This window comes from Embleya sp. NPDC001921 (assembly GCF_053594475.1).
On the sequence record NZ_JBSFEO010000003.1, the window covers coordinates 190,098 to 209,617 of the forward strand.

The following is a 19,520-nucleotide window of genomic DNA, read 5'->3' on the forward strand; positions in this document are numbered from 1 at the left end:
GTCAACCACCCTGGTCTGAGCCCCGGAACGGCCCCTGGGACCGTCACACCACCCGTACGTCCACGCCCAGCTCGCGCAACCCCGACACCGCGTCGGCCGGCGCGCTCGCGTCGGTGATCACGATGTCGAGGTCGGTGGCCGGGCACACGTGGCCCAGGCCGGTGCGACCGAACTTGCTTCCGGCGCAGACCGCGACGACGCGCTGCGCCGAGGCGATGGCGGCCTGTTTGACCGGGACCTCGGTGAGGTCGTTGGCGGTGAGCCCGTGGGTGACGGACAGCCCGCAGACGCCCAGCACGGCGGTGTCCACCCGCAGTGTGCGCAGCGAGGTCTCGGTGAGGTGGCCGCCGAGCGTCAGGGCGCCCGGCGTGGTCTGGCCGCCCGGGACCAGCAGGCGCACGTCGGGCGCGTTTCCGAGCAGGTGGGCCGAGTGCAGGTCGAGCGGGACCACGGTGACCCGGCGTCGGGCCAGCACGCGCGCGATGGCCAGGCTCGTGGTGCCGCCGTCCAGGATCAGCGATTCGCCGTCGGTGACCAGGGAGTCGAACTCGGCGGCGATCCGGCGTTTGCTCTCCGGCGCCTCGTGCTCGCGCACGCCGAAGGGCAGCACCTCGCCGCGCAGCACGAGGCTGACCGCGCCGCCCCGGACCCGCCGCAGGACCCCCTGTTCGGCGAGTTGGTCGAGGTCGCGGCGGATGGTCATCTCCGAGCAACCGGTCTCCTCGGCCAGCTCGGCCACGGTGACACGTTCCGTCGTACGCATTCTCTCGATGAGCGAAAGTTGTCGCTCCGCACCTTCCATGTGTTCAATCAAACGTGTTGTATGTTCGAAAGTCAATCGACGACTCGATCGAGGAGCTCTCATGCGCACGGAGTGGATCGTCTTCGACTTCGGCGGGGTCATCTGCATGCCGCCGCCGGATCACGCGGGGGAGGCGCTGGCCCGAGCGCTCGGGGTCACCCAGGCGCGGTTGTGGCCCGCCTACTGGCCGGATCGGGCGGCCTACGACGCCGGCGTCACCGACGCCGCCGGGTTCTGGCGCGGGGTGTGCGCCGGGTTGGGGCGGCCCGCGCCGGATCCGGACCTGTTGGACCTGCTGGTGGCCGCCGACCTCGACGCGTGGATGCACCTGAACCAGGAAACCCTGGACCTGCTGGCCGAGTTGGGCGCACTCGCCGACCGGGGCATCGCCCTGGCGCTGCTCTCCAACGCCCCGGCCGAAATGGCCCGTCGGATCGAGGAGCAGCCCTGGGCGGCGCTGTTCCGGCACCGGGTGTTCAGCGCCGACCTGGGCCTGGCCAAGCCCGACCCGCGCATCTACCGGCACCTGTGCGAGCGGCTGGACGCGGACCCCGGCCAACTCCTCTTCGTCGACGACCGCGCGGAAAACCTGGACGCGGCCCGGGAGTTGGGGATCGAATCGGTGCTGTTCACCGACACTCCCACGCTCCGTGCCGCGCTCGCCGCGACCCGATTCGCGGGATCGATCCGGTGAGCGCCGAGCGCGACGGCGGGCCCGGTGGCAGATCCGGACGAGAGGAGCACCCGGGCGCGGCCACGATCGCACACGTGCGCACCGACGAGGCCCCGGCGCCGGATCCGGCGGCACCCGCGCCGGCCGTCGGTCCACCCGACGACGCCCCGGCGTTCCCACCCGGCGCGGCGGTCGCGGCCTGTGTGGCCTTCGTGCTGATCGGCGCCCTCCAGGCGCTGTACGGACCGGCCATCCCGGCGCTGCGCGACGAGTTCGACCTCGGCCCCGCCGGAGCCGGCCTCGCGCTCAGCGCGCACTTCGCCGGCGCGCTGCTGGGCGTACTCGGCGGCGCGGCGCTGCGAGCCCGCCGTCCGGATCGCCAACTCCTCGCCGTGTCCTGCCTGTCGATGGCGGTGGGCGCCATCGGTTTCGGCCTCGCCGGGAGTTGGCCGCTCGCCCTGGCCGCGGTGTTCGTGCTGGGGCTCGGGTTCGGTGGCATCGACTACGGGCTCAACGTAATGGTCGCGGCCGGATTCGGCCGCCGCGGACCGGCCATGCTCAACATCCTCAACGCGCACTTCGGCCTCGGCGCGATCGCCGGACCGGTCCTGCTCGGCGCACTCGGCGCGAGCCGCTATCCGGCGGTGTTCGTCGGCTGCGGCGTGCTCTGCGTGCTGCTCGTGCCACCGCTGCTCACGGTGCGCGACACCCCGGTCGGCACCGGGAGCCGCGTCCCGCGCTCCGGACTCGCGTCGGGTACGACGGCGCTGCTCGTCGCGGCCTTCGTCGGCGTGTACATCCTGCACGTCGGGATCGAGACCGGCGTCGGCGGTTGGGAGCCCACCCATCTGGAGGCGCTGGGCCATTCCACCTCGACCGCGGCCGGTGCGACCGCCGGGTTCTGGCTCGCGATGACCGTCGGCCGGTTCCTGGTCGCGCCGATCAGTCTGCGGCTGAGTCCGCAGGTCGTGGTCCTGGCCGGGTGTGCCGCGATGACCGGCTTCCTCTTCCTCGCGGCCGTCCCGGTATTGGCGCCGTACGCCTATCTGGGTGTCGGGCTCGCCATCGCCCCGATCTTCCCGACCGGCCTGGCCTGGCTCGCCGCCCGCGTTCCGGGCTCGGCGAGCGCCGCCGCGTGGGTGATCGCGGCCTCGATGATCGGCGGCATCGCCTTCCCGCCGCTGCTCGGCGGGGTCTTCGAGGTCACGTCCTCGGCGGGCTCCATTCCGCTGTTGCTGGGAGCCCTGTCGGTGCTGTGCCTGGTGGCGGCGGTGGGCTGTGCCCGGATCGGCCGGCCGGCCGGCGCGGGTCGCGGCTGAGCGTCGCGTGGTGCCGGCGTCGGACGGGCCACCACCGCAACGGTCCGCCGACGTCCGACCGGGTCGGAGGTCGGCGGACCGGAACCGGGTCTCGCCGCGGCGCGCGGGGCGCGTCCCAAGTGGCGGCCGGTCGGCGCGCGGGTCTCACGCCTGCTTGGCCTCGATCTCCAGGACGATGGTGATCTTGTCGCCGACGGCCGCGCCCGCCGGTCCGCCGGTGACGCCGAAGTCGCCGCGGCTGATCTCGGTGGTGGCGGTGAAGCCCGCGACCGGGTTGCCGTCGAAGCCGGTACCGAAGCCGTTGACCTCGAGTTCGAGGGTGACCTGCTTGGTCACGCCGCGCAGCGTCAGGTCGCCGTCGACCTGGTAGACCACGGAGGACTCGGCGCGGATACCGGTGGACACGAAGGTCAGGCTCGGGAACTGGTCGGTGTTGAGGAAGTCCTCGTTGCGGATGTGGTCGTCGCGCATCTTGTTGTTGCTGTTGACCGAGGCGGTCTCGATGGTGGCGGTGACCGACGACTCGAGCGGGTTCTCGGCGGTGACGATCGAGCCCTCGAAGGTGTCGAAGCGCCCGCGCACCTTGGCCACGCCCAGGTGGCGTACGGAGAACGAGACGTCCGAGTGGACCGGGTCGATGGCCCAGGTGCCCGCGATGTAGCCGGGAACGGTCTCGACGGAGGTGGTCATGGGAGCTCCTTGGGTGCACTGCGACGGATGCGTCGATCGGCCGCCGCAGGCTGCGGCGGGTTTTGTTGAACGCTCAGAAACATAGCACCCACAAGTTGAGTGTTCAACAAGTCCTATGCTGGTCCCATGAACGACGACGATCGGCTGACCGCCTCGGAGCACGAGATCTGGCGCTCGTACTTCACCGGGACCAGGGAACTCGCGGCCCATCTGGACCGGCGGATGCGCCGCGAGGCAGGCATGCCGATGACGTATTTCGAGATCCTGGGCCTGCTCGCGGAGTCGCCGAACCGGAGCCTGCGGATGAGCGAGCTGGCCGCGGCGTCGTTGTCGTCGAGCAGCCGGGTCTCGCACGCGGTGAGCGCCCTGGAGAAGTCGGGATGGGTCTCCCGCTGCCCGGTCGAGGGGGATCGGCGCGGCTGGGTCGCACACCTGACCGACGCCGGCCTGACCGCCCTCGGCGCCGCCGAGCCGACCCATGCCGCGACGGTGCGTCAGCACCTGTTCGACGTGCTGACGCCGACCCGGGTGGCCGCGCTGGCCGAGATCGGCCGGGCCATCCGGGACGGCCTGGGCGTGGTCTGCGCGAGCGCGCGGGCCGAGGCCGCGCGGGCCGAGGCCGCGCGGGCCGACGGCGAGGGCGTGGACGGCGAGCGCGTGCCCGGGACGGATGCCGAGGAGATCGACACCGGGATGGACTGTCCGCTCGAAGGACTCGACGAAACCGCGTGCGCGGGAGACGGCGGAGCCGGACGACAAGCCGCCCCGCCGACCCCGCCCGTTTCCGCCTAGGACTGGCTCCGGCCGGTGGGCCGGGTGCCGATCACGACCGTGGCGTACAACTCCTCGGACTCCACCACCCGCGGGATCAGGCCCGCGCGACGGAAGACCTCGACGGCCCGCGGGGCCTGCCGTTCGCTCGTCTCGACCAGCAGCCGGCCGCCCGGGGCGAGCCAGTCGGGGGCCGCCGCGGTGACCCGGCGCTGCACGTCCAGGCCGTCCGCGCCGCCGTCCAAGGCCACTCGGGGCTCGTGGATTCGCGCCTCCGAGGGCAGCAGTTGCAACTCATCGGTCGGCACGTAGGGCGTGTTCGCGACCAGGAGGTCGATCCGCCCGCGCAGCGTCGCCGGCAGCGGTGCGAAGAGGTCGCCCTCGAAGACCCGGTCGGCGGCGATGTTGCGCCGGGCACACCGCACCGCCGCCGGGTCGATGTCGGCGGCGTACACCTCGACTCGGTCGACCGCCGCCACCAGGGCCGCGCCCAGCGCGCCCGAGCCGCAGCACAGGTCGACCACCACGGCGCCGGGACGGGCCAGCGCGACGGCCTGGTCGACCAGGAACTCGGTGCGCCGACGCGGGACGAAGACCCCGGGGTCGACGACGATGCGCAGACCCCGGAACTCGGCCCAGCCGATCACGTGTTCGAGGGGGAGGCCGGCGACGCGGCGGTCCACCATGACCGCCAGTTCGGCCGGCGAGGCCGCCGCGGCGACCAACAGTTCGGCCTCGTCCTCGGCGAATACGCAGCCGGCGGTACGAAGCCTGGTGACGATCACGGAGGTGGGGCACGGTGACGCGGAAACCGACATGAGAGCCTTTCGGGATGCCGAAGGGTGCTCTCGCGAACCCACCTATGCCAGGTGGACCGCACGGTCGTGGAGGGAGAGCACCCGACCTGATACAGCGGTAATCGGTGCCACCTCCTCGAACTCGGATCCGGTTCGCCCACGGCTGGGCGCGGCGGCCACACTACCGGACGCGAACCCCGCCGTACGCCGGGGTCGCATCGCTCGCGCCGGTTCCCGCGCTTCACCCCGCCGACCTCCTGGCCGAGCCCGCCGTCACCTCGCGTACCGAAGCCGCGGCCCAGGCCCACACCCTCGACCTCTTCCCACCCGAGAACGTGACACGACGCTAAGGCCACCGGTGGCCCGCCGCGCCGCCGTCCCAGCCCCGGGGGCGACCGCGTGCGTCGAGGAGGTTCGCGACGTACTCCGGGACGTACGGCCCGCCGTCGGTTGCCCGACCGCGCGCGGAGCCCAGGCGGCGGCCGACGCACCGGATGTTCTCCCAGGCCCAGGCCTCCGTCCCGGCCATGCGATGGTGCATCGCCGACACGCAACGCCCCAGGACCAGTTCGGTCTCCGGGTCGGCCGCCGCGGCGCCGCGCCCGCCGTGCAGGGCCCGCCGCGCGGCCATGAAGTCGGCCACCCGATCCTGGATCCGCGCGGCCACCGCCGCCTCCGCGTGCTCGCGGCCGACGTGCTCGACGTACGCCAGCACGCCGACCAGGTCGGCCGGCGGGTCGGCGCCGACGCCGTCCCGGGACGCGTAGTAGTCGCTGGTCCAAGAGACCACGTCCGCCTGGGCGTTGCGGACGTCGTCGTACGCCGCGCCGTCCCGGATCGCCGCCGGCAGTTCGCCGCCCGCGAGGTACTCGTCGAGCAGCAGGCACGGGAACTGCCCGCCGGCGACCCGCCGATACCGGATGTAGGCGTCCACGCCGCAGGAGAGCTCCCGGGCCGCCGGATGGGATGTGTTCGCCGGCCGGCGCGCCACCCGGTGCAGTGTGTCCACGCCCTCGACGACGAATTGCTCGCGCCACTGTGCGCTCATGGCCGGATACACCCGTTCCAGGATGTCCGCCAGGGCGTGCGCCATCGCGCCGGCGCCGGGCTCGGCCCGCCCGGTGCGGTACACCGCTTCGATCTGGTCGATCAGGTGTTCCTCCGTGGGCGCGGTGGGCGCGGTGGGCTCCGCGGGCTCGGCGTAGCGGTCGTGGACGAGGAACTGCCAGGCGATGAACCGCGCGTACAGGCGGAGCGGGCCCGGTGCGGCGTCGGGGTGGGTGTAGGCGGCGAGTTCGGCCAGTCGCGCTCCGATCAGTCGCTTGTCGATGCCCGGGCCTTCGAGCAGGTGGTGCCGTCGGGCCCAGTCGAGCAGCCCGCGTTCCGCGTCGGGCGCGTGCGGATTGCGGTCGAGGGCGAACGGCAGCGGTATTCGCGGGGGATGTGCCTCGACCATGGGGGGACTCCATTCGTCGTCGAAGGGTGGTGCGGCCAAGGGGTTTCCGCGCACCGCGGACCTTCCCGACCACCACCGGCTCCCGAACGCGACGATGCCGGCGTCCGGGACGCCGCACACCGATATCGCCCGTTTCCCTCGCACGACGAAGGTGGATCTGCTATGGATCGTCCGAATGGCTGTGCCCTACCGGGGCGGGGACGTGGCGCTCACGCCGGCAGCAACGCGCCCACCAGCTCGGCGAATTGCTCCGGGGTGATGATCTCGACGCCGAGTTTCTCCGCCTTGGCCCGCTTGGAGCCCGCCTTGTCCCCCGCGACGACCAGGGCGGTCTTGGCGGACACGCCGGAGGACGCGGTGCCGCCGGCGCGCTCGATCAGTTCGTTCATCTCGTTCCGGGACAGCGCCGCCAGCGCCCCGGTCATCGAACCCGTCACCACGACCGACTTCCCGGTGAGCGGGCCCGCCTCGATCGGGCCCGACCCGCCGTCCTGCTCGGCCTCGGCCGAACTCTCGGCCGCGCCCGGTCGCCCACCGGGCTCGGTCATGTTCACCCCGGCGGCGACCAACTTGTCGATCACATCGGCCAGTTCGGCCAGTTCGGCGACGATCACCGCCGCCTTGCCGGGGCCGATCCCCTCGACCCGCGCCATCGCCTCCACGTCCGCGGCCCGGATCGCGTCCATCGTGCCGAAGTGCCGGGCGATCCGCCGCGACATCGACCGGCCGGTCTGGCGCACGCCCAGCGCGCACAGCACCCGGCTGAGCGGCTTGACCCGAGCCTCCTCGATGCCGGCCAGCAGCTTGTCGGCGATCTTGTCCACCCGATCCAGCGCCAGGAACTGCTCGCGGGTCAGGGTGAACAGGTCGGCCATGTCGACGACCGCGCCGGAGGCGACGAGTTGCCCGACGATCCGGCCGCCGATGCCCTCGATGTCGAGCTGGTCGCGGCCCACCGCGTACAGGATCCCGGCCTGGAGACCGCACGCGCGGCCCTGCGCGCACCGCCAGCGCTGCTGCGAGGTGTCCAACTCGCCACCGCACTGCGGACACGCGGTCGGGAACTCGATCGGCGTCTCGTCCCCGGTGCGCACGTGCACCAGCGGGGCCTCCACCCGGGGGATGATGTCGCCGGCCTTGTACACGCTGACCTGGTCGCCGATCATCAGCCCGCGCCGCTCGATGTCGGCCGGGTTGTGCAGCGTGGCGAAGCCGACGACGCTGCCGTCGATCTCGATCGGGTCCAGGATCGCGCGCGGCGCGATCACCCCGGTCCGGCCGACCGCCCAGTCCACGCCGACGAGCCGGGTGATCTTGTGCACGGCGGCCAGCTTGTACGCGATCGCCCAGCGCGGCGCGCGCGACCCGTTGCCCGCGTCGGCCTGGTCCCGCGCGCTGTCGGCCTTGATCACCACGCCGTCGATGCCGAACGGCAGGTCGGCGCGCGAGCCGGCGATCTCGTCGACGGCGGCCTGCACCTCCTCGACGCTCGCGCACACCCGCAGCCGCGCCGAGGTCCGTCCGGTGGTGAGCACGCCGAGCGCCTCGACCCGGGCCATCACCGCGGAGTGGTCGGCGGTGCGCAACTCCTCGGCGAACGCGCTCTCGTCGTCCGCGAGCGGCAGCGCGACGTAGCCGAAGAAGGTCATCGGGATCACGTACGGCCGGTCCTTGGCCCGCAGCGTGCCGGCCGCGCCGCCGCGCGGGTTGGCGAACACCGTCGCGCCGTGTTCGCGGCGGATCTCGTTGGCCGCCTCGAACTGCTCCGCGGTGAGCAGGACCTCGCCGCGCACCTCGATCGAGACCGGCTCGGTCAGCCGGTCCGGCAGGCCGACGACGGTGCCGATCGCGTGCGACACGTCCTCCCCGGCGACGCCGTCGCCGCGCGTGACCAGCCGCTCCAGCCGACCCGCGCGGTAGCGCACCGCGACCGCGAGGCCGTCCATCTTCGGCTCCACCGTCAGCGCCGCGACCGGCCGCTTGATCCGTCGCTCCAGCGACGCGGCCCACGCGGTCAGGCCCTCGGGATCGAACACGTTGTCCAGGCTGAGCATCGGCACCGTGTGCGGTACGTCGCCGCCGGACAGCGCGCCCGCCGCGACCTTGCCCACCGGCGACTCGGCGAGCACCCGGTCGGGGTGCTCGCGCTCGTACGCGCCGATCCCGCGCAGCAGGCTGTCGTACGTGTCGTCGTCGACGGTGGACTCGGCGCCGCCGTAGTAGGCCCGCGCGGCGGCGGTCACGGCCTCGACGGCCTGGGCGTACGCGTCGAAGTCGGCGAGAACGGCGGCCGGCGCCGGGGTGTCGGTCATGCGTACATACTCTCGAACCGGACCGACATCGGCCGGATGGCGCGGTTCCCAAACCCGGTCGGCCGGAGCCGGAGCCGGAGCCGGGTCCGGCCGCCGCACCCGTGCCCCTCACGCCTCCCGGACCACCGGCCAGGGGTGCGCGCGCAGCCCCGCCGCCAACGTCAGCGTGACCATGATCGACGCGCCGGCCAGCACCGTGATCGCCGTGGTCGGTGACGTCACCTGGGCGATCCCGCCCGCGATCGAGGCACCGATCCCCTGCATCGCGACCATCCCCGACGAGTGCAGCCCCAACGCCTGCCCGCTCAACTCGTCCGGCGTCATCGCCATCAGGCGTTCCTGGAACAGCAGACTCGCCGCATACCCGATCGACGCGAACGCGACCACGGCCGACGCGAGCGGAAGCGGCGGGTGGGCCGCGAACAGCAGGTACGGCGCGGCCAGCAGCAGCAACATCGGCGCCCCGAGCCGGCGCCGCCACGGTCCCGGGACGAAGCGCCCGCCCAGCACGTCCCCGGCGAGCATCCCCAGCGCCGCGAACGCGAACAGCAGGCCCGCGTGGTCGGGCGCGAGCGGGATGAACAGCGACTCGCAGCCGACGATCAGGCCGTTGGGCACCCACAGGGCGAGATACACGTACCGGCGCGGCTTGACCGACCACAGCAGCGTGTTGTTGCGCCAGGTCTCGGCCGGCGAGGGACGTCCGGCCGCGCGCGGCGGTCGCCGGGTCAGGCCGAACCGGGCCATTAGGGCGGCGAGCAGGTACAACCCGGCGGCCACCACCAGCGTGCCGCGCGCGGACAGCGCGGTGACCAGGACCGCGCCGAGCGAGAAGCCGACGATCTGGAGCGTCCCGTTGCTCATGTTGAGCACCGATCGCCCGATCAGGAACCCGTCCCTGGGCAGGATCTCGTTGAGCAGGCCGTAGCGCACCCCGCCGCCCACCGCGGCCACCGCGCCCTCGGCAAGCACGATGACGAACACCGCCCACAGCGGCAGCGCGGGGATCGCGAGCGCGGCGGTGCCCGACGCGAAGATCAGCCCGATCACCGTCATCGCGGCCCGCGGCGGCAACCGGTCCGCCGCCGACATCAGCGTCGTCGCCCCGATCACCTGCGCGAGCGAGCCGCCGAACATGCCCAGCGCGGCCAACAGCGGCGAGCCGGTCCGGTCGAAGACGAGCGTGCCCAGGGCCAGTGCGCTCACCGTGGTGGCGCCGACCTGCGCGGAGGAGACGGCGAACAGCGGGGTGTACTCCGGCGCTTCGAACAACTCCCGATAGGTGCGCATGGCGAGAGCCTCCGGGCCGGCGGGCCGCGGACGTTAATGTTTCGCCGGGAGGCGAAACCATGGGGTGGTGGCAGGTCGACGCGGACACCCTCGCGGGCAGCCGCTTCACGGTGTCGCCACTGGCCGAGGTGACCGCGACGCTGAAGACCCTGGAACGGGGTACGGCCGCGCATCCGGGCGAGCGGGTCTGGCTGGACGCGCACCTGCCCGCCTATCGCGCCCGGCTGGCCGAGGATCCGATCACGGCCTCGTTGTTGCGGATCGGCTTCGGCGGCACCTGGAACGCGGACTTCCTCACGCCGCCGCCGTCGACGGGGGAACGGGCCTTCGTCGCGCAACCGGCCCGCACCGCGGGATCGGCCTTCGCCGCGGAACTGGCCGGGATCCGCGGCACGTCCGGCGCCGCGGCCCGGGCGGATCTGGAGGTGTCGATGGGCGGCCCACTGCCCGCCGCCCTGCACCGATCCGACCTCGCCGAACGCGCCGCGGACATCCTGGACTGGGTCTGGACCCGGGTGGTCCGGCCGGACTGGCCGCGCCGGCGACGGATCATCGAGGCGGACATCCTCGCGCGGACCGGCCAACTGAGCCGAGGCGGCTGGGCGGCGGCCCTGGACGACCTGCGCCCGGGCATGCGCTGGCTGGGCGCGAGCCGGCTGCGGATCAACGCGTACGACTACCCGCCGCGCGAACTCGGCGGCGCTTGCCTGTCGTTCGTGCCGGTCACCGCCGGGCGCGGCTGGGTGGCCTGGGAGGAGGCCCGCCACTACGCGGTGGTCTACCCCTGCTCGGGCACGCTGGCCGACCCGCACCACAACGCCGCCCCCGACCCGCTGGCCCGCCTCCTCGGCCCGGCCCGCGCCGGCGTCCTGACCCGCCTGGACACCCCCAAGAGCACCACCCAACTGGTCGCCCTCACCGGGCAGGGCCTGGGCTCCGTGGGCCGCCACCTCAAAGTCCTCCTGGACGCCCACCTCATCCTCCGCCGCCGCTCCGGCCGCTCCGTCCTGTACTACCGCTCACCCGCGGGCGAGTCCCTGATCGCAGCCCAAGCACCGACCGAGGACGCGCCCCGGAACCACCGCGACCACCCGAAGGCGAAGCGGTAGGCGCGGCGCCGGCGACCCTCCCGCCCGGGCCGGGCCCGAACCGCGCACCGGCCGCCGCGCGCGCTACGGTGCGCGGGGCCGTACCGGATGGGCCACCATGAGCGGATGAGCACCGAACCCGTCACGCCGTTGTCCCCGCGCGGCATCCCGCACGTGCTGCTCACCCAGCGCTGGAGCGAACTCACCTTCGTGCACTGGGCCGTGCCGCCCGAGGCGGTGGCCCCGCTGCTTCCGGCGGGCACCCGGCCGGACGTCCTGGACGGTGTGACCTACGTCGGCCTCGTACCGTTTCGCATGGTGGGCGTCGGGTTCCTGCGGCTGCCGGGCGTGCCGTGGCTGGGCACCTTCCCGGAGACCAACGTGCGGCTGTACTCCGTGGACGCGGCCGGCCGGCGCGGCGTCGTGTTCCGCTCGCTGGAGGCGGCCCGTCTGGTGCCGGTCCTGACCGCCCGGGCCACCCTGCGCCTGCCGTACCGGTGGGCTCGGATGCGGATCGAGCACACCGGCGACCGGGTGCGCTACACGACCCGGCGACATCGCCCGGAGGGCGCGCCGAGAGGCGGCACGGTCGAGGTCCAAATCGGCGCACCGGTGACCGACGCCGGCCCGCTCGAACACTTCGTCACCGCACGCTGGGGCTTGCACACCCGAGTCGCCGGACGCACCCTCTACCTGCCCAACGCACACCCGCGATGGCCGCTCCGTCGCGCCGAGTTGCTGCATCTCGACGACGACCTGGTCGCGGCCGCCGGACTGCCGCAGGTGGGCGGTGAGCCGGACAGCGTGCTCTACTCGCCCGGCGTCCCGGTTCGCTTCGGCCCACCCCTCCCGGTCGACGACAACCCCCATCGGCAACCCGGCTGAAGCGTTCCGTGGATCGGCCGACGACCGGCGGCGCGCACGATCGCGACACCGCCGGTCGACTGCCGGTCACCTCGACGGCCGGTCACTTCGACGGCCGGTCACTTCGGATGGCGGCGACCCCGGGCCCGGCATCGACCCCCGCACACGGTCGACAGCACAGGCCACCCGATCGCACCCCACCTCGAGGCCGCAGCCGGGCCGGGACGTGCCGGAGTGCGGACGAACAACGCGAACGGATCGCTCATACGACCGATCCCCCCAAGGCACCGACCCCACGCCGGTCGCCTCCGAGCCGCCGACCCCACGCCGGCCGCCCCACCGCCCCCACCCCACGAACCCGTCGCCGCACCCCGCGAACCCATCGCGCCCCACCACGGTCGCGACGACCCGGGCACGGACTACCCGGCCATCCCCTTCCGCAGTCGGTCGACGTCCTCGAGGTCCTTGGCCCGACGCGGACGATGCGGCATCCACGTGGGCGTCATCAGCTTTATCTCGATTTGCGCCTCGGGCGAGATGATCGGACAGGACAGCCCGGCCAACTTGCCCGGCGGGGCGTCCAACATTCCCTCCGGCCACCGGGAGCCCGCCCACGGTCCGCCGGCCACGATCACGTGACCGTCGGGATCGCGGGCCAGGAAGGCGAATCCCAACTCCACGGCCCCCGTCGTGTAATCGAGTTGTTGCTCGGCGGGAGCCCGAGGCAAGCGAACGAATCCACGCGCGGAGAACGCGGCGGTGAGAGCCGGGGCATCCTGGGCCCACGCGAACCAATCCACGTCCGCGTGCTCCCGGGTTATCCGGCCCAGGAAGAAGTCCATCGCCCATCCGCCACGCAACCAGACCTCTATACCCAACTCCCGGGCCAGGTCCTGGATTTCGACGATCAGTGCGAGCTGCCGGTCGGCATCCGACGACACAGTCATAGGTTTACCGTAGGGCTCCCGCACCCGGTGCCGGCACGGTCCGCCCACGACGTCATCCACCCGTGACCGAAAACGACCCTACGCCGACGCCGAGGCGAACAGCGGCCTCATCGGCCCCCGGCCGGCCCGCGCGGATCGATCGGGGACAGGACCCCGAGCCGGTCCTCGATCGCCTGGGCGGCGAGCAGGCACAGGTCCTCCCGAAACGCGCGGCCGACGATCTGCACTCCGGTCGGGAGCCCGTCGACCACCCCGGTGGGCACGGCCACGCCGGGCACGCCCACGAAGCTGGTCGCCGTACACAGCCGCATCCCCGAGGCGACCCGGTCCCGCCCGGCCCGATCGCGCGATTCCACTCCCGGTTCGACCGGCGGCTCGGTGAACGAAGGGCCGAGCAACAGCGGGTACTCGTCCAGGAATTCGGCCCACGAGCGGCGGATGTTCAGCCAGGTTCCGCTCAGCCGCAGCAACTCGTCCGCGCCGACCGGCGGAGTCCGCTCCATCGCCATCGCGATATACCGATCACCGCCCTCGCCGAGCAGCGTGCGCACCATCGGCCAGGTCGGCGCGAACTCGGTCACGGTGATCCGGCCGTACGCCTCCAGTGCCTCGTCCAGCCTTGGCACATCCGCCACTTCGCGTACGTCGTACCCGGCGTCGCGCAGCGCGGCGGCGGCGGTCTCCACGGCCGCGCGCACCGTCGGATGCACCCCGTGCCCGCCCGGATCGCTCACCACCGCGACCTTGACCGGACCGGGGAGCGGTTCGCCGTACGCCGGCACCGGCATCGCCCGCGGGTCGCGCGGATCGGCCCCGACCAGCACCTCGTACACCAGTCGCAGATCGCCCACGGTGCGCGCCAACGGGCCGTCGGTGACCAGCAGTTGGGATGCCGGGCCGGGGTCGTCCGGGCCGAACGCGCGATGGTCCGCGGCGAACCGGCCGGTGGACGGCTTGAGCGCGGCCACGCCGCAGAACTGGGCGGGCACCCGCAGCGACCCGCCCGAGTCGTTGCCGAGCCCGAGCGCGGCCATGCCGGTGGCCACCGCCACCGCGTCGCCGCCGCTGGTGCCGCCCGGAGTGCGGTCGCGATCCCAGGGGTTGACCGTGTCGCCGAACAACTCGCTGCGTGTGTGCATCCCGGCCAGGATCAGCGTCGGAATGTTGGCGTGCCCGATCGGAATGGCACCGGCCGCTCGCAGCCGGGCCACCGGAGGCGCGTCGGACGGCGCCACCAGGTCGCGAAAGCGCGGCACGCCGAAGGTGGTCGGCACACCCTCGACGGCGGTGGACTCCTTGACCGTGAACGGCACGCCCGCGAGCGGACCCGGCGTCGCACCGGCGGCCCGCCGGCGGTCCGCGTCCGCCGCGGCCTCGCGGGCGCGCTCGGCCATGACCTGAGTGACCGCGTTCACCTGCGGATTCACCGCGGCGATCCGCTCCAGATGGCTGTCCACCACCTCGATGGCAGAGACCTCCCCATCGCGCACCGCCGCCGCCAGCGCGGCGGCGGACATCCTCCACAGGGCATCCCGCATGATGCGCACTCCTTTCCGTCCAGGTTCCGATGCACTTGCATCGGAACAGTAACCCGGGAACCGATGCAGGCGCATCGGATAAACTCGGCTCACCTGAACGAGCGTCGCGCGGCAGGCCGCGAATGGGGGGCGCGCCGACCCCGAATCGGCCGCGCGTGCTCGCGGACGAGCCGACCGGACCGCGCACGAGCGCGCCGGGACACCGAAAGGCGACCAACGTGCCCAAACAGGTGGACCACGCGAGCCGCCGCAGGCGGATCGCGGAGGCCGTGTGTTCCCTCGCCGACGAACACGGCCTGGAAGGGGTGACGCTGCGCGACGTCGCCGCCCGGGCGCAGGTGTCGATGGGTGCCGTCCAGCGCTGCTTCGCCGACAAGGAGGAGATGCTGGTGTTCGCGCTCGGGCAGATCGGCGAACGCGTCGGCGAACGGGTCCGAGCCCGGCTGGTCGCCGGCCCGGCCCAGTCGGCCGGCACCGAACTGGGCCACGCGGTCACCGAGATCGCGCTGCTCGACGAGGAGCACCGGGCCGAGGCCAGGGTCTGGCTGGCCTTCGTCGCCCAGGCGGCCGTCAGCGACGCGCTCGCCGGACCGCTGACGGCGAGCTACGCGGCGCTGCAAGCCGCGTTCACCCGCCTCGTCACGGCAGCCGCCGCCGACCACACCGCCGCCGCCGACCACACCGCCGGAGCCGATGTCGACGACCGGGCCGCACCGCTCGACGCGCAGCGCGAGGCCCGTACCCTGCTCGCCCTCGCGGACGGGCTCACCGCGCACGTCCTGATCGGTCATCTCACCCCGGACCAGGCTCGGGAGGTCCTGCACACCCACCTGGAAAGCCTCTGGCACCGCCCGCCCGGGGCCGGCTGAGCCACCTTCGCGGCGCCTGCTCCGCCCGCTACCCCCCAGCGGCTTCCGAGGAGAGCCCGTGCGTGCGCCGATACGCGCTCATCTCCGCCGCCGTGGGCGGATTCGCGCCCGCTCGGGAGCAGGTGAGGGCCGCGACCACCGACGCGTCCGCGAGCAGCGTGCCGAGCGTCGTCGGGTCGAGGCGGCGAATACCGGCGGGGTCCAGCAGATCCCGGCGGCGCAGCGCGTCCAGGAGGCCTGCCGTGTACGCGTCGCCCGCGCCGACCGTGTCCACCACCCGCACCGGTCGGGCCGGCGCCGTCGCGTGACCCGATCGGCACACCCCGTACGAGCCCTCGGCACCACGCGTGACCACCACCAGGCTCGGGCCCAGCGCCCGCCAGGCATCCGCCGCCGCGACGAAGTCCCGCCCCGGATACAGCCATTCGAGGTCCTCGTCGCTGACCTTGACCACATCCGACAGGGCCACCAGCGACTCGATCCGGGCCCGGGCCCGCTCCGGATCGCCCATCAGGGACGGCCGGCAGTTCGGGTCGTACGAGACCACCGTGGTCCCGCGCGCGTGCTCGGCCGCCAGTACACGCCGCACGGCGTCCGCGCCGGGAGCGAGCGTCGCCGCGATCGAACCGGTGTGTACGCACCGGGTCGTGGCCGCGACGCGGACCGGCTCCGGCAGCTCCCAGGCGATGTCGAAGGTGTAGGTCGCCGCACCCGCCGCGTCCAGATCGGCGCGCGCCACGCTGGTTCGACCCGCGTGCGCGCTGCCGGACGCGACCTCGACCGCGCTCGCGGCCAGGTGCGCGGCGAGCGACACGCCGTGCGGATCCCGCCCGTGGCGCGTGATCAGGCGGACCGGTACACCGAGTCGGCCCAGACCCACCGCGACGTTGGCCGGACTGCCCCCGGGGTGGGCCAGCGGTTCGCCGCCCCGCACGGACACGAGGTCGATCAGCGCCTCGCCGATCACGGTGATCACAGGTAAGTCCTCCCGGCCGAGCCGTCGTTGCGGTGGGTGACCCGGCAGCCGGCCCCGACCGGCCGGGCGCGGGTGTACGCGCGGCCGGTCACGGACCGACCTCGCCGGAGCCGCGGGGGATCAGGCGGGTGCGCATGTGGATGTGTTGTACCGGCGTCGCGTCGCCCGCCAGTCTGCGGAACAGCAGGTGCGCGGCGGCCTGACCGATGCCGAACGGGTCCTGGGCGACCACCGTCACGGCGGGCACGAGCATGTCGGCGAGTTCGAAGTCGTCGAAACCGACCAGGGCGGGTTGCACGGGGGACCGGCGGATCTCGCGCACGGTCTCCACCGTGAAGCGGCTGTTGCCGCAGAAGACCGCCGTGGCCGGATCCGCGCCGCCGAGCATCGCGCGCAACCACACGCGCAGTTCCTCGCCGTACGGCGGCCCGTTGTAGACCAGTCGCGGATCGAGTTCGACACCGGCCTCGGTCAACGCCTCGCGGTAGCCGCGCAGTCGTTCGTGCGCCGTGAAGATCTCCAGGCGGTCGCCGATGAACGCGATCCGCCGGTGGCCGTGCCGGATCAGGTGCTCGACGCCGTTCCGGGCGCCGCCGACGTTGTCGACCAGTACGGTGTCCGCCTCGATGTCGCCCGGCGGGCGGTCGACGAACACGCACACCATCCCGGCCTCGATCTCCGGCAGCAGGTAGGTGTGGCTGCCGCTGGCCGGAACCACGATCAGCCCGTCCACGCGGCGCGCGCACAGGGCCAGCACGAGATCGCGTTCCTTGTCGGGGTCCTCCGCGGACGACGCGCTGAACAACACCGTGCCGTGCTGGTGCGCGATGTCCTGGATGGACCGGGTCAGCGCGGAGGAGAACGGGTCCGCGGCGTCCTCCAGGACCAGGCCGATGCTGGAGGTGTGTCCCGAGCGGAGCTGCGCCGCGCTGTCGTTGCGGCGGAACCCGGTCTGCGCGACGGCCGCCCACACCGCCTGCCGCTTCACGGCGCTGACGTTCGGCTCGCCGTTGATCACGCGCGAGACGGTCTTGATGCCGACGCCGGCGATGGCGGCCACGTCCTTCATCGTGGAGCGCCCGCGCCCGCGCGGTCGCTCCGGTGTCGTCGGGCCGGCCATCGGGGTCCTACCTTTCGAGCGGCCGGGCTCGTGCCCGGCACCCATGGTGCGTTGCTCGTGGGAAGCGGAGAAGCGGAGAAGCGGAGGAGCGGAGAAGCGGGGTCGGGCGACGGGCAGTGGCAGTGGCAGTGGGCGATGAAGGTGGTCCTCGGCTCAGCGGGCGGCTCGGCGCAGCGCCTCGGCGATGGTCGGAGCGGACCGCAGCCGAGGCAGCAGGGTGGCCTGGACCGCGTGGTACGCGTCGGGTTTCCCCTGCCAGACGGTGGCCGAGGGCCGCGCGTCGGCGTCGAGTTCGTGATGCCAGCTTCCGTGCTTCCGGTCCAGGAACACGGCGTCGGCATGCTCCCACCACGCTCGGTACCAGTCATCGTAGTCGGCGACCCCGGTGGCCCGACGCAGCGCCGCCGCGGCCGCGATCGCCTCGGCCAGGACCCAGTGCATGCGGGTACGGACGACCGGTTGCCCGGCCCAGTCGAGCGTGTACACGAACCCGGGCCGACCGTCCGCGTGGCCGCCCTCGCGCACCGCGGCGGCGAACAGGGCGACCGCGTCGGTGCGCAGCCACCCGGGCGGATCCGGCAGCGAGTCGGCCAGGGAGAGCAGCAGCCGGGACCACTCGAACCAGTGCCCGACGGTCGCGCCGTACGGGCGGAACGGGTCGGCGGGGCGTTCGCGGTGGTACTCGCGGCGCGGCGTCCAGTCCGCGTCGAAGTGCTCGATCAGCCGCCATCGGTTGGCGCGGGCGTGGTCGTGGACGACGCGTTCGGCGATGCGCAGGGCGCGGGTCCGCCACGTGTGCTCGCCGGTGGCGTCGGCGGCGGCCAGGAACGCCTCGACGGCGTGCATGTTGCTGTTGGCGCCCCGGTACGGCTCGCCGGTGGTCCAGGTCCGGTTCCAGGATTCGGCGCAGGCGCCTCGGTCGGCCTCCCAGAACCGGCGCTCGACGGCGTCCAGGGCCTTGACGAGCAGGGCGGGCGCGTCCCGGTGGCCGGCGGCACACGCGCTCGCGGCGGCCAGGACGACGAACGCGTGGTCGTACATGCGCTTGCCGTCGAGGCGTTCGTCGTCGAGTACGGGTCGCCCGGATCGGGACACCACCGGATGCCAGCCGCCGTGTTCGCGGTCGTGCAGCAGGTCGGTCAACGCGGCGATACCATGCGCCACGAGGTCCGCCGCCTCGCGGGCATCGACATCGGCGTCGCCGGCCGTCCCTCCCGGCGGGCCGGCGGCGAGCCCCTCGGCCTCACCCGCACCGACCTCGAACGGCCGCCCACCGAACGGTCCCGACCCGAAAGACCCGCTCACGAAACCATCTGCGGCACATCCCTCCACCGCGAGCCCCTCGGCCCTGAACTCGCCGCTCCCGCACGCCCTTTCGCCGAGCCCCGCGCCAGCGACCCCAGCCCTGCCGAGGCTGTCCGCCTCGTTCCCCCGACCCTGATTTCCGCCGGCCGCGTGCCCGCCGGCGACGTTCCCGCCGGCCGCGTTCCCCGCAGCCGAACCCGTAGCGACCCCACGAGTCTCGCCCACGACCGCCCCGCCGTCCCGGCGAAGCTGCGCCAGCGCGAACACATGCGTCATCCGTGCCGTCACCCACGTGTGCACGACCCCGTCCGCCACCGGCCTGCCGATGTCGTCGAGCCACCCGAAGCCGCCCTCGGCCAATCGCGAGCCCCGGGCGAACCGGATCAGTCGGTCGCACTCCGCGTCGAGCCAGGCCACGTGTTCGGGGGAGTCCCCCAGGGGTTCAGCCGCCATGTGCCGCACGCTCCCTTTGACATCGTTGTCAGACGGACCGTACTCGGCTCCCCGCAAGCTGTCGATACGCCAACCCCAACCAACCCTCGACCAGCCCCCGGCCATCGCGCGAGCGGCCCGTGAGGTGACCCATCCCGGGGGCAATCGCCGTAATACCCAACAGAACAACGGGAGATCCGCGTCACATCCGAGGTCGTCGAAACTCTTGACACCTGCCGGCGGGGCCAGCACTGTACTGACACCGTTGTCA

General features: G+C 73.2%; 17 protein-coding genes. 6 read left to right on the forward strand and 11 right to left on the reverse strand.

Annotated elements, in window-relative coordinates; translation table 11 throughout:
• Positions 1-43: 43 nt before the first annotated feature.
• A complete protein-coding gene (locus ACWCPW_RS04300; RefSeq protein ID WP_395858970.1) occupies positions 44-802 on the reverse strand; it encodes a DeoR/GlpR family DNA-binding transcription regulator in 759 nt (252 codons plus the stop codon).
• Between the two features lie 61 nt (positions 803-863).
• Between ACWCPW_RS04300 and ACWCPW_RS04305 the strand changes: the two genes are divergently transcribed.
• Together ACWCPW_RS04305 and ACWCPW_RS04310 are read left to right on the forward strand one after the other, a co-directional pair.
• Positions 864-1,496, forward strand: coding sequence for an HAD family hydrolase (locus ACWCPW_RS04305; protein ID WP_449760053.1), 633 nt, complete (start codon positions 864-866; stop codon positions 1,494-1,496).
• Positions 1,493-2,794 (forward strand): MFS transporter, encoded by a 1,302-nt coding sequence (locus tag ACWCPW_RS04310; RefSeq protein ID WP_449760054.1) that lies wholly within the window; start codon positions 1,493-1,495, stop codon positions 2,792-2,794. Before ACWCPW_RS04305 ends, ACWCPW_RS04310 begins: the two co-directional genes overlap by 4 nt.
• A 144-nt stretch (positions 2,795-2,938) precedes the next feature.
• Here the strand turns inward: ACWCPW_RS04310 and ACWCPW_RS04315 are convergent, their stop codons facing one another.
• On the reverse strand, positions 2,939-3,484 hold the full coding sequence (locus ACWCPW_RS04315) for a YceI family protein (protein ID WP_449760055.1): 546 nt from the start codon (positions 3,482-3,484) through the stop codon (positions 2,939-2,941).
• 126 nt (positions 3,485-3,610) lie between these two features.
• Between ACWCPW_RS04315 and ACWCPW_RS04320 the strand changes: the two genes are divergently transcribed.
• On the forward strand, positions 3,611-4,276 hold the full coding sequence (locus tag ACWCPW_RS04320; RefSeq protein WP_449760056.1) for a MarR family winged helix-turn-helix transcriptional regulator: 666 nt from the start codon (positions 3,611-3,613) through the stop codon (positions 4,274-4,276).
• On the opposite strand, the gene ACWCPW_RS04325 is transcribed toward ACWCPW_RS04320, so the two are convergent.
• From ACWCPW_RS04325 to ACWCPW_RS04340, 4 genes are all read right to left on the reverse strand, one after another.
• Positions 4,273-5,073, reverse strand: coding sequence for a putative protein N(5)-glutamine methyltransferase (locus tag ACWCPW_RS04325; protein ID WP_449760057.1), 801 nt, complete (start codon positions 5,071-5,073; stop codon positions 4,273-4,275). The genes ACWCPW_RS04320 and ACWCPW_RS04325 overlap by 4 nt on opposite strands.
• A gap of 325 nt (positions 5,074-5,398) precedes the next feature.
• Entirely contained in the window at positions 5,399-6,508 is a 1,110-nt protein-coding gene (locus ACWCPW_RS04330; RefSeq protein ID WP_449760058.1) for a terpene synthase family protein, read from the reverse strand.
• Positions 6,509-6,717: 209 nt separating this feature from the next.
• Positions 6,718-8,820 (reverse strand): NAD-dependent DNA ligase LigA, encoded by a 2,103-nt coding sequence (gene ligA / locus ACWCPW_RS04335; RefSeq protein WP_449760059.1) that lies wholly within the window; start codon positions 8,818-8,820, stop codon positions 6,718-6,720.
• A gap of 108 nt (positions 8,821-8,928) precedes the next feature.
• Positions 8,929-10,110, reverse strand: a complete 1,182-nt coding sequence (locus tag ACWCPW_RS04340) for an MFS transporter (protein ID WP_449760060.1) — start codon at positions 10,108-10,110, stop codon at positions 8,929-8,931.
• 59 nt (positions 10,111-10,169) lie between these two features.
• Here ACWCPW_RS04340 and ACWCPW_RS04345 point away from each other — a divergent pair, with 59 nt between their 5' ends.
• The gene (locus ACWCPW_RS04345; protein WP_449760061.1) at positions 10,170-11,219 is read left to right on the forward strand and encodes an ArsR/SmtB family transcription factor; all 1,050 of its coding nucleotides are present in this window, start codon (positions 10,170-10,172) and stop codon (positions 11,217-11,219) included.
• Positions 11,220-11,324: 105 nt separating this feature from the next.
• A complete protein-coding gene (locus ACWCPW_RS04350) occupies positions 11,325-12,083 on the forward strand; it encodes a YqjF family protein (protein ID WP_449760062.1) in 759 nt (252 codons plus the stop codon).
• 398 nt (positions 12,084-12,481) lie between these two features.
• On the opposite strand, the gene ACWCPW_RS04355 is transcribed toward ACWCPW_RS04350, so the two are convergent.
• Positions 12,482-13,009, reverse strand: coding sequence for a nucleotidyltransferase domain-containing protein (locus tag ACWCPW_RS04355; RefSeq protein WP_449760063.1), 528 nt, complete (start codon positions 13,007-13,009; stop codon positions 12,482-12,484).
• A 107-nt stretch (positions 13,010-13,116) separates the two neighbouring features.
• The gene (locus tag ACWCPW_RS04360; RefSeq protein WP_449760064.1) at positions 13,117-14,547 is read right to left on the reverse strand and encodes an amidase; all 1,431 of its coding nucleotides are present in this window, start codon (positions 14,545-14,547) and stop codon (positions 13,117-13,119) included.
• Between the two features lie 218 nt (positions 14,548-14,765).
• Here ACWCPW_RS04360 and ACWCPW_RS04365 point away from each other — a divergent pair, with 218 nt between their 5' ends.
• Positions 14,766-15,416: a TetR/AcrR family transcriptional regulator gene (locus ACWCPW_RS04365; protein ID WP_449760065.1), complete on the forward strand. Its 651-nt coding sequence runs from the start codon at positions 14,766-14,768 to the stop codon at positions 15,414-15,416.
• 28 nt (positions 15,417-15,444) lie between these two features.
• Here the strand turns inward: ACWCPW_RS04365 and ACWCPW_RS04370 are convergent, their stop codons facing one another.
• The 3 genes from ACWCPW_RS04370 to ACWCPW_RS04380 form a co-directional block, all read right to left on the reverse strand.
• A complete protein-coding gene (locus ACWCPW_RS04370; protein ID WP_449760066.1) occupies positions 15,445-16,392 on the reverse strand; it encodes a carbohydrate kinase family protein in 948 nt (315 codons plus the stop codon).
• 88 nt (positions 16,393-16,480) lie between these two features.
• Entirely contained in the window at positions 16,481-17,512 is a 1,032-nt protein-coding gene (locus tag ACWCPW_RS04375; protein ID WP_449760067.1) for a LacI family DNA-binding transcriptional regulator, read from the reverse strand.
• A 153-nt stretch (positions 17,513-17,665) separates the two neighbouring features.
• The gene (locus ACWCPW_RS04380) at positions 17,666-19,270 is read right to left on the reverse strand and encodes an AGE family epimerase/isomerase (protein ID WP_449760068.1); all 1,605 of its coding nucleotides are present in this window, start codon (positions 19,268-19,270) and stop codon (positions 17,666-17,668) included.
• Between the last annotated feature and the right edge of the window lie 250 nt (positions 19,271-19,520).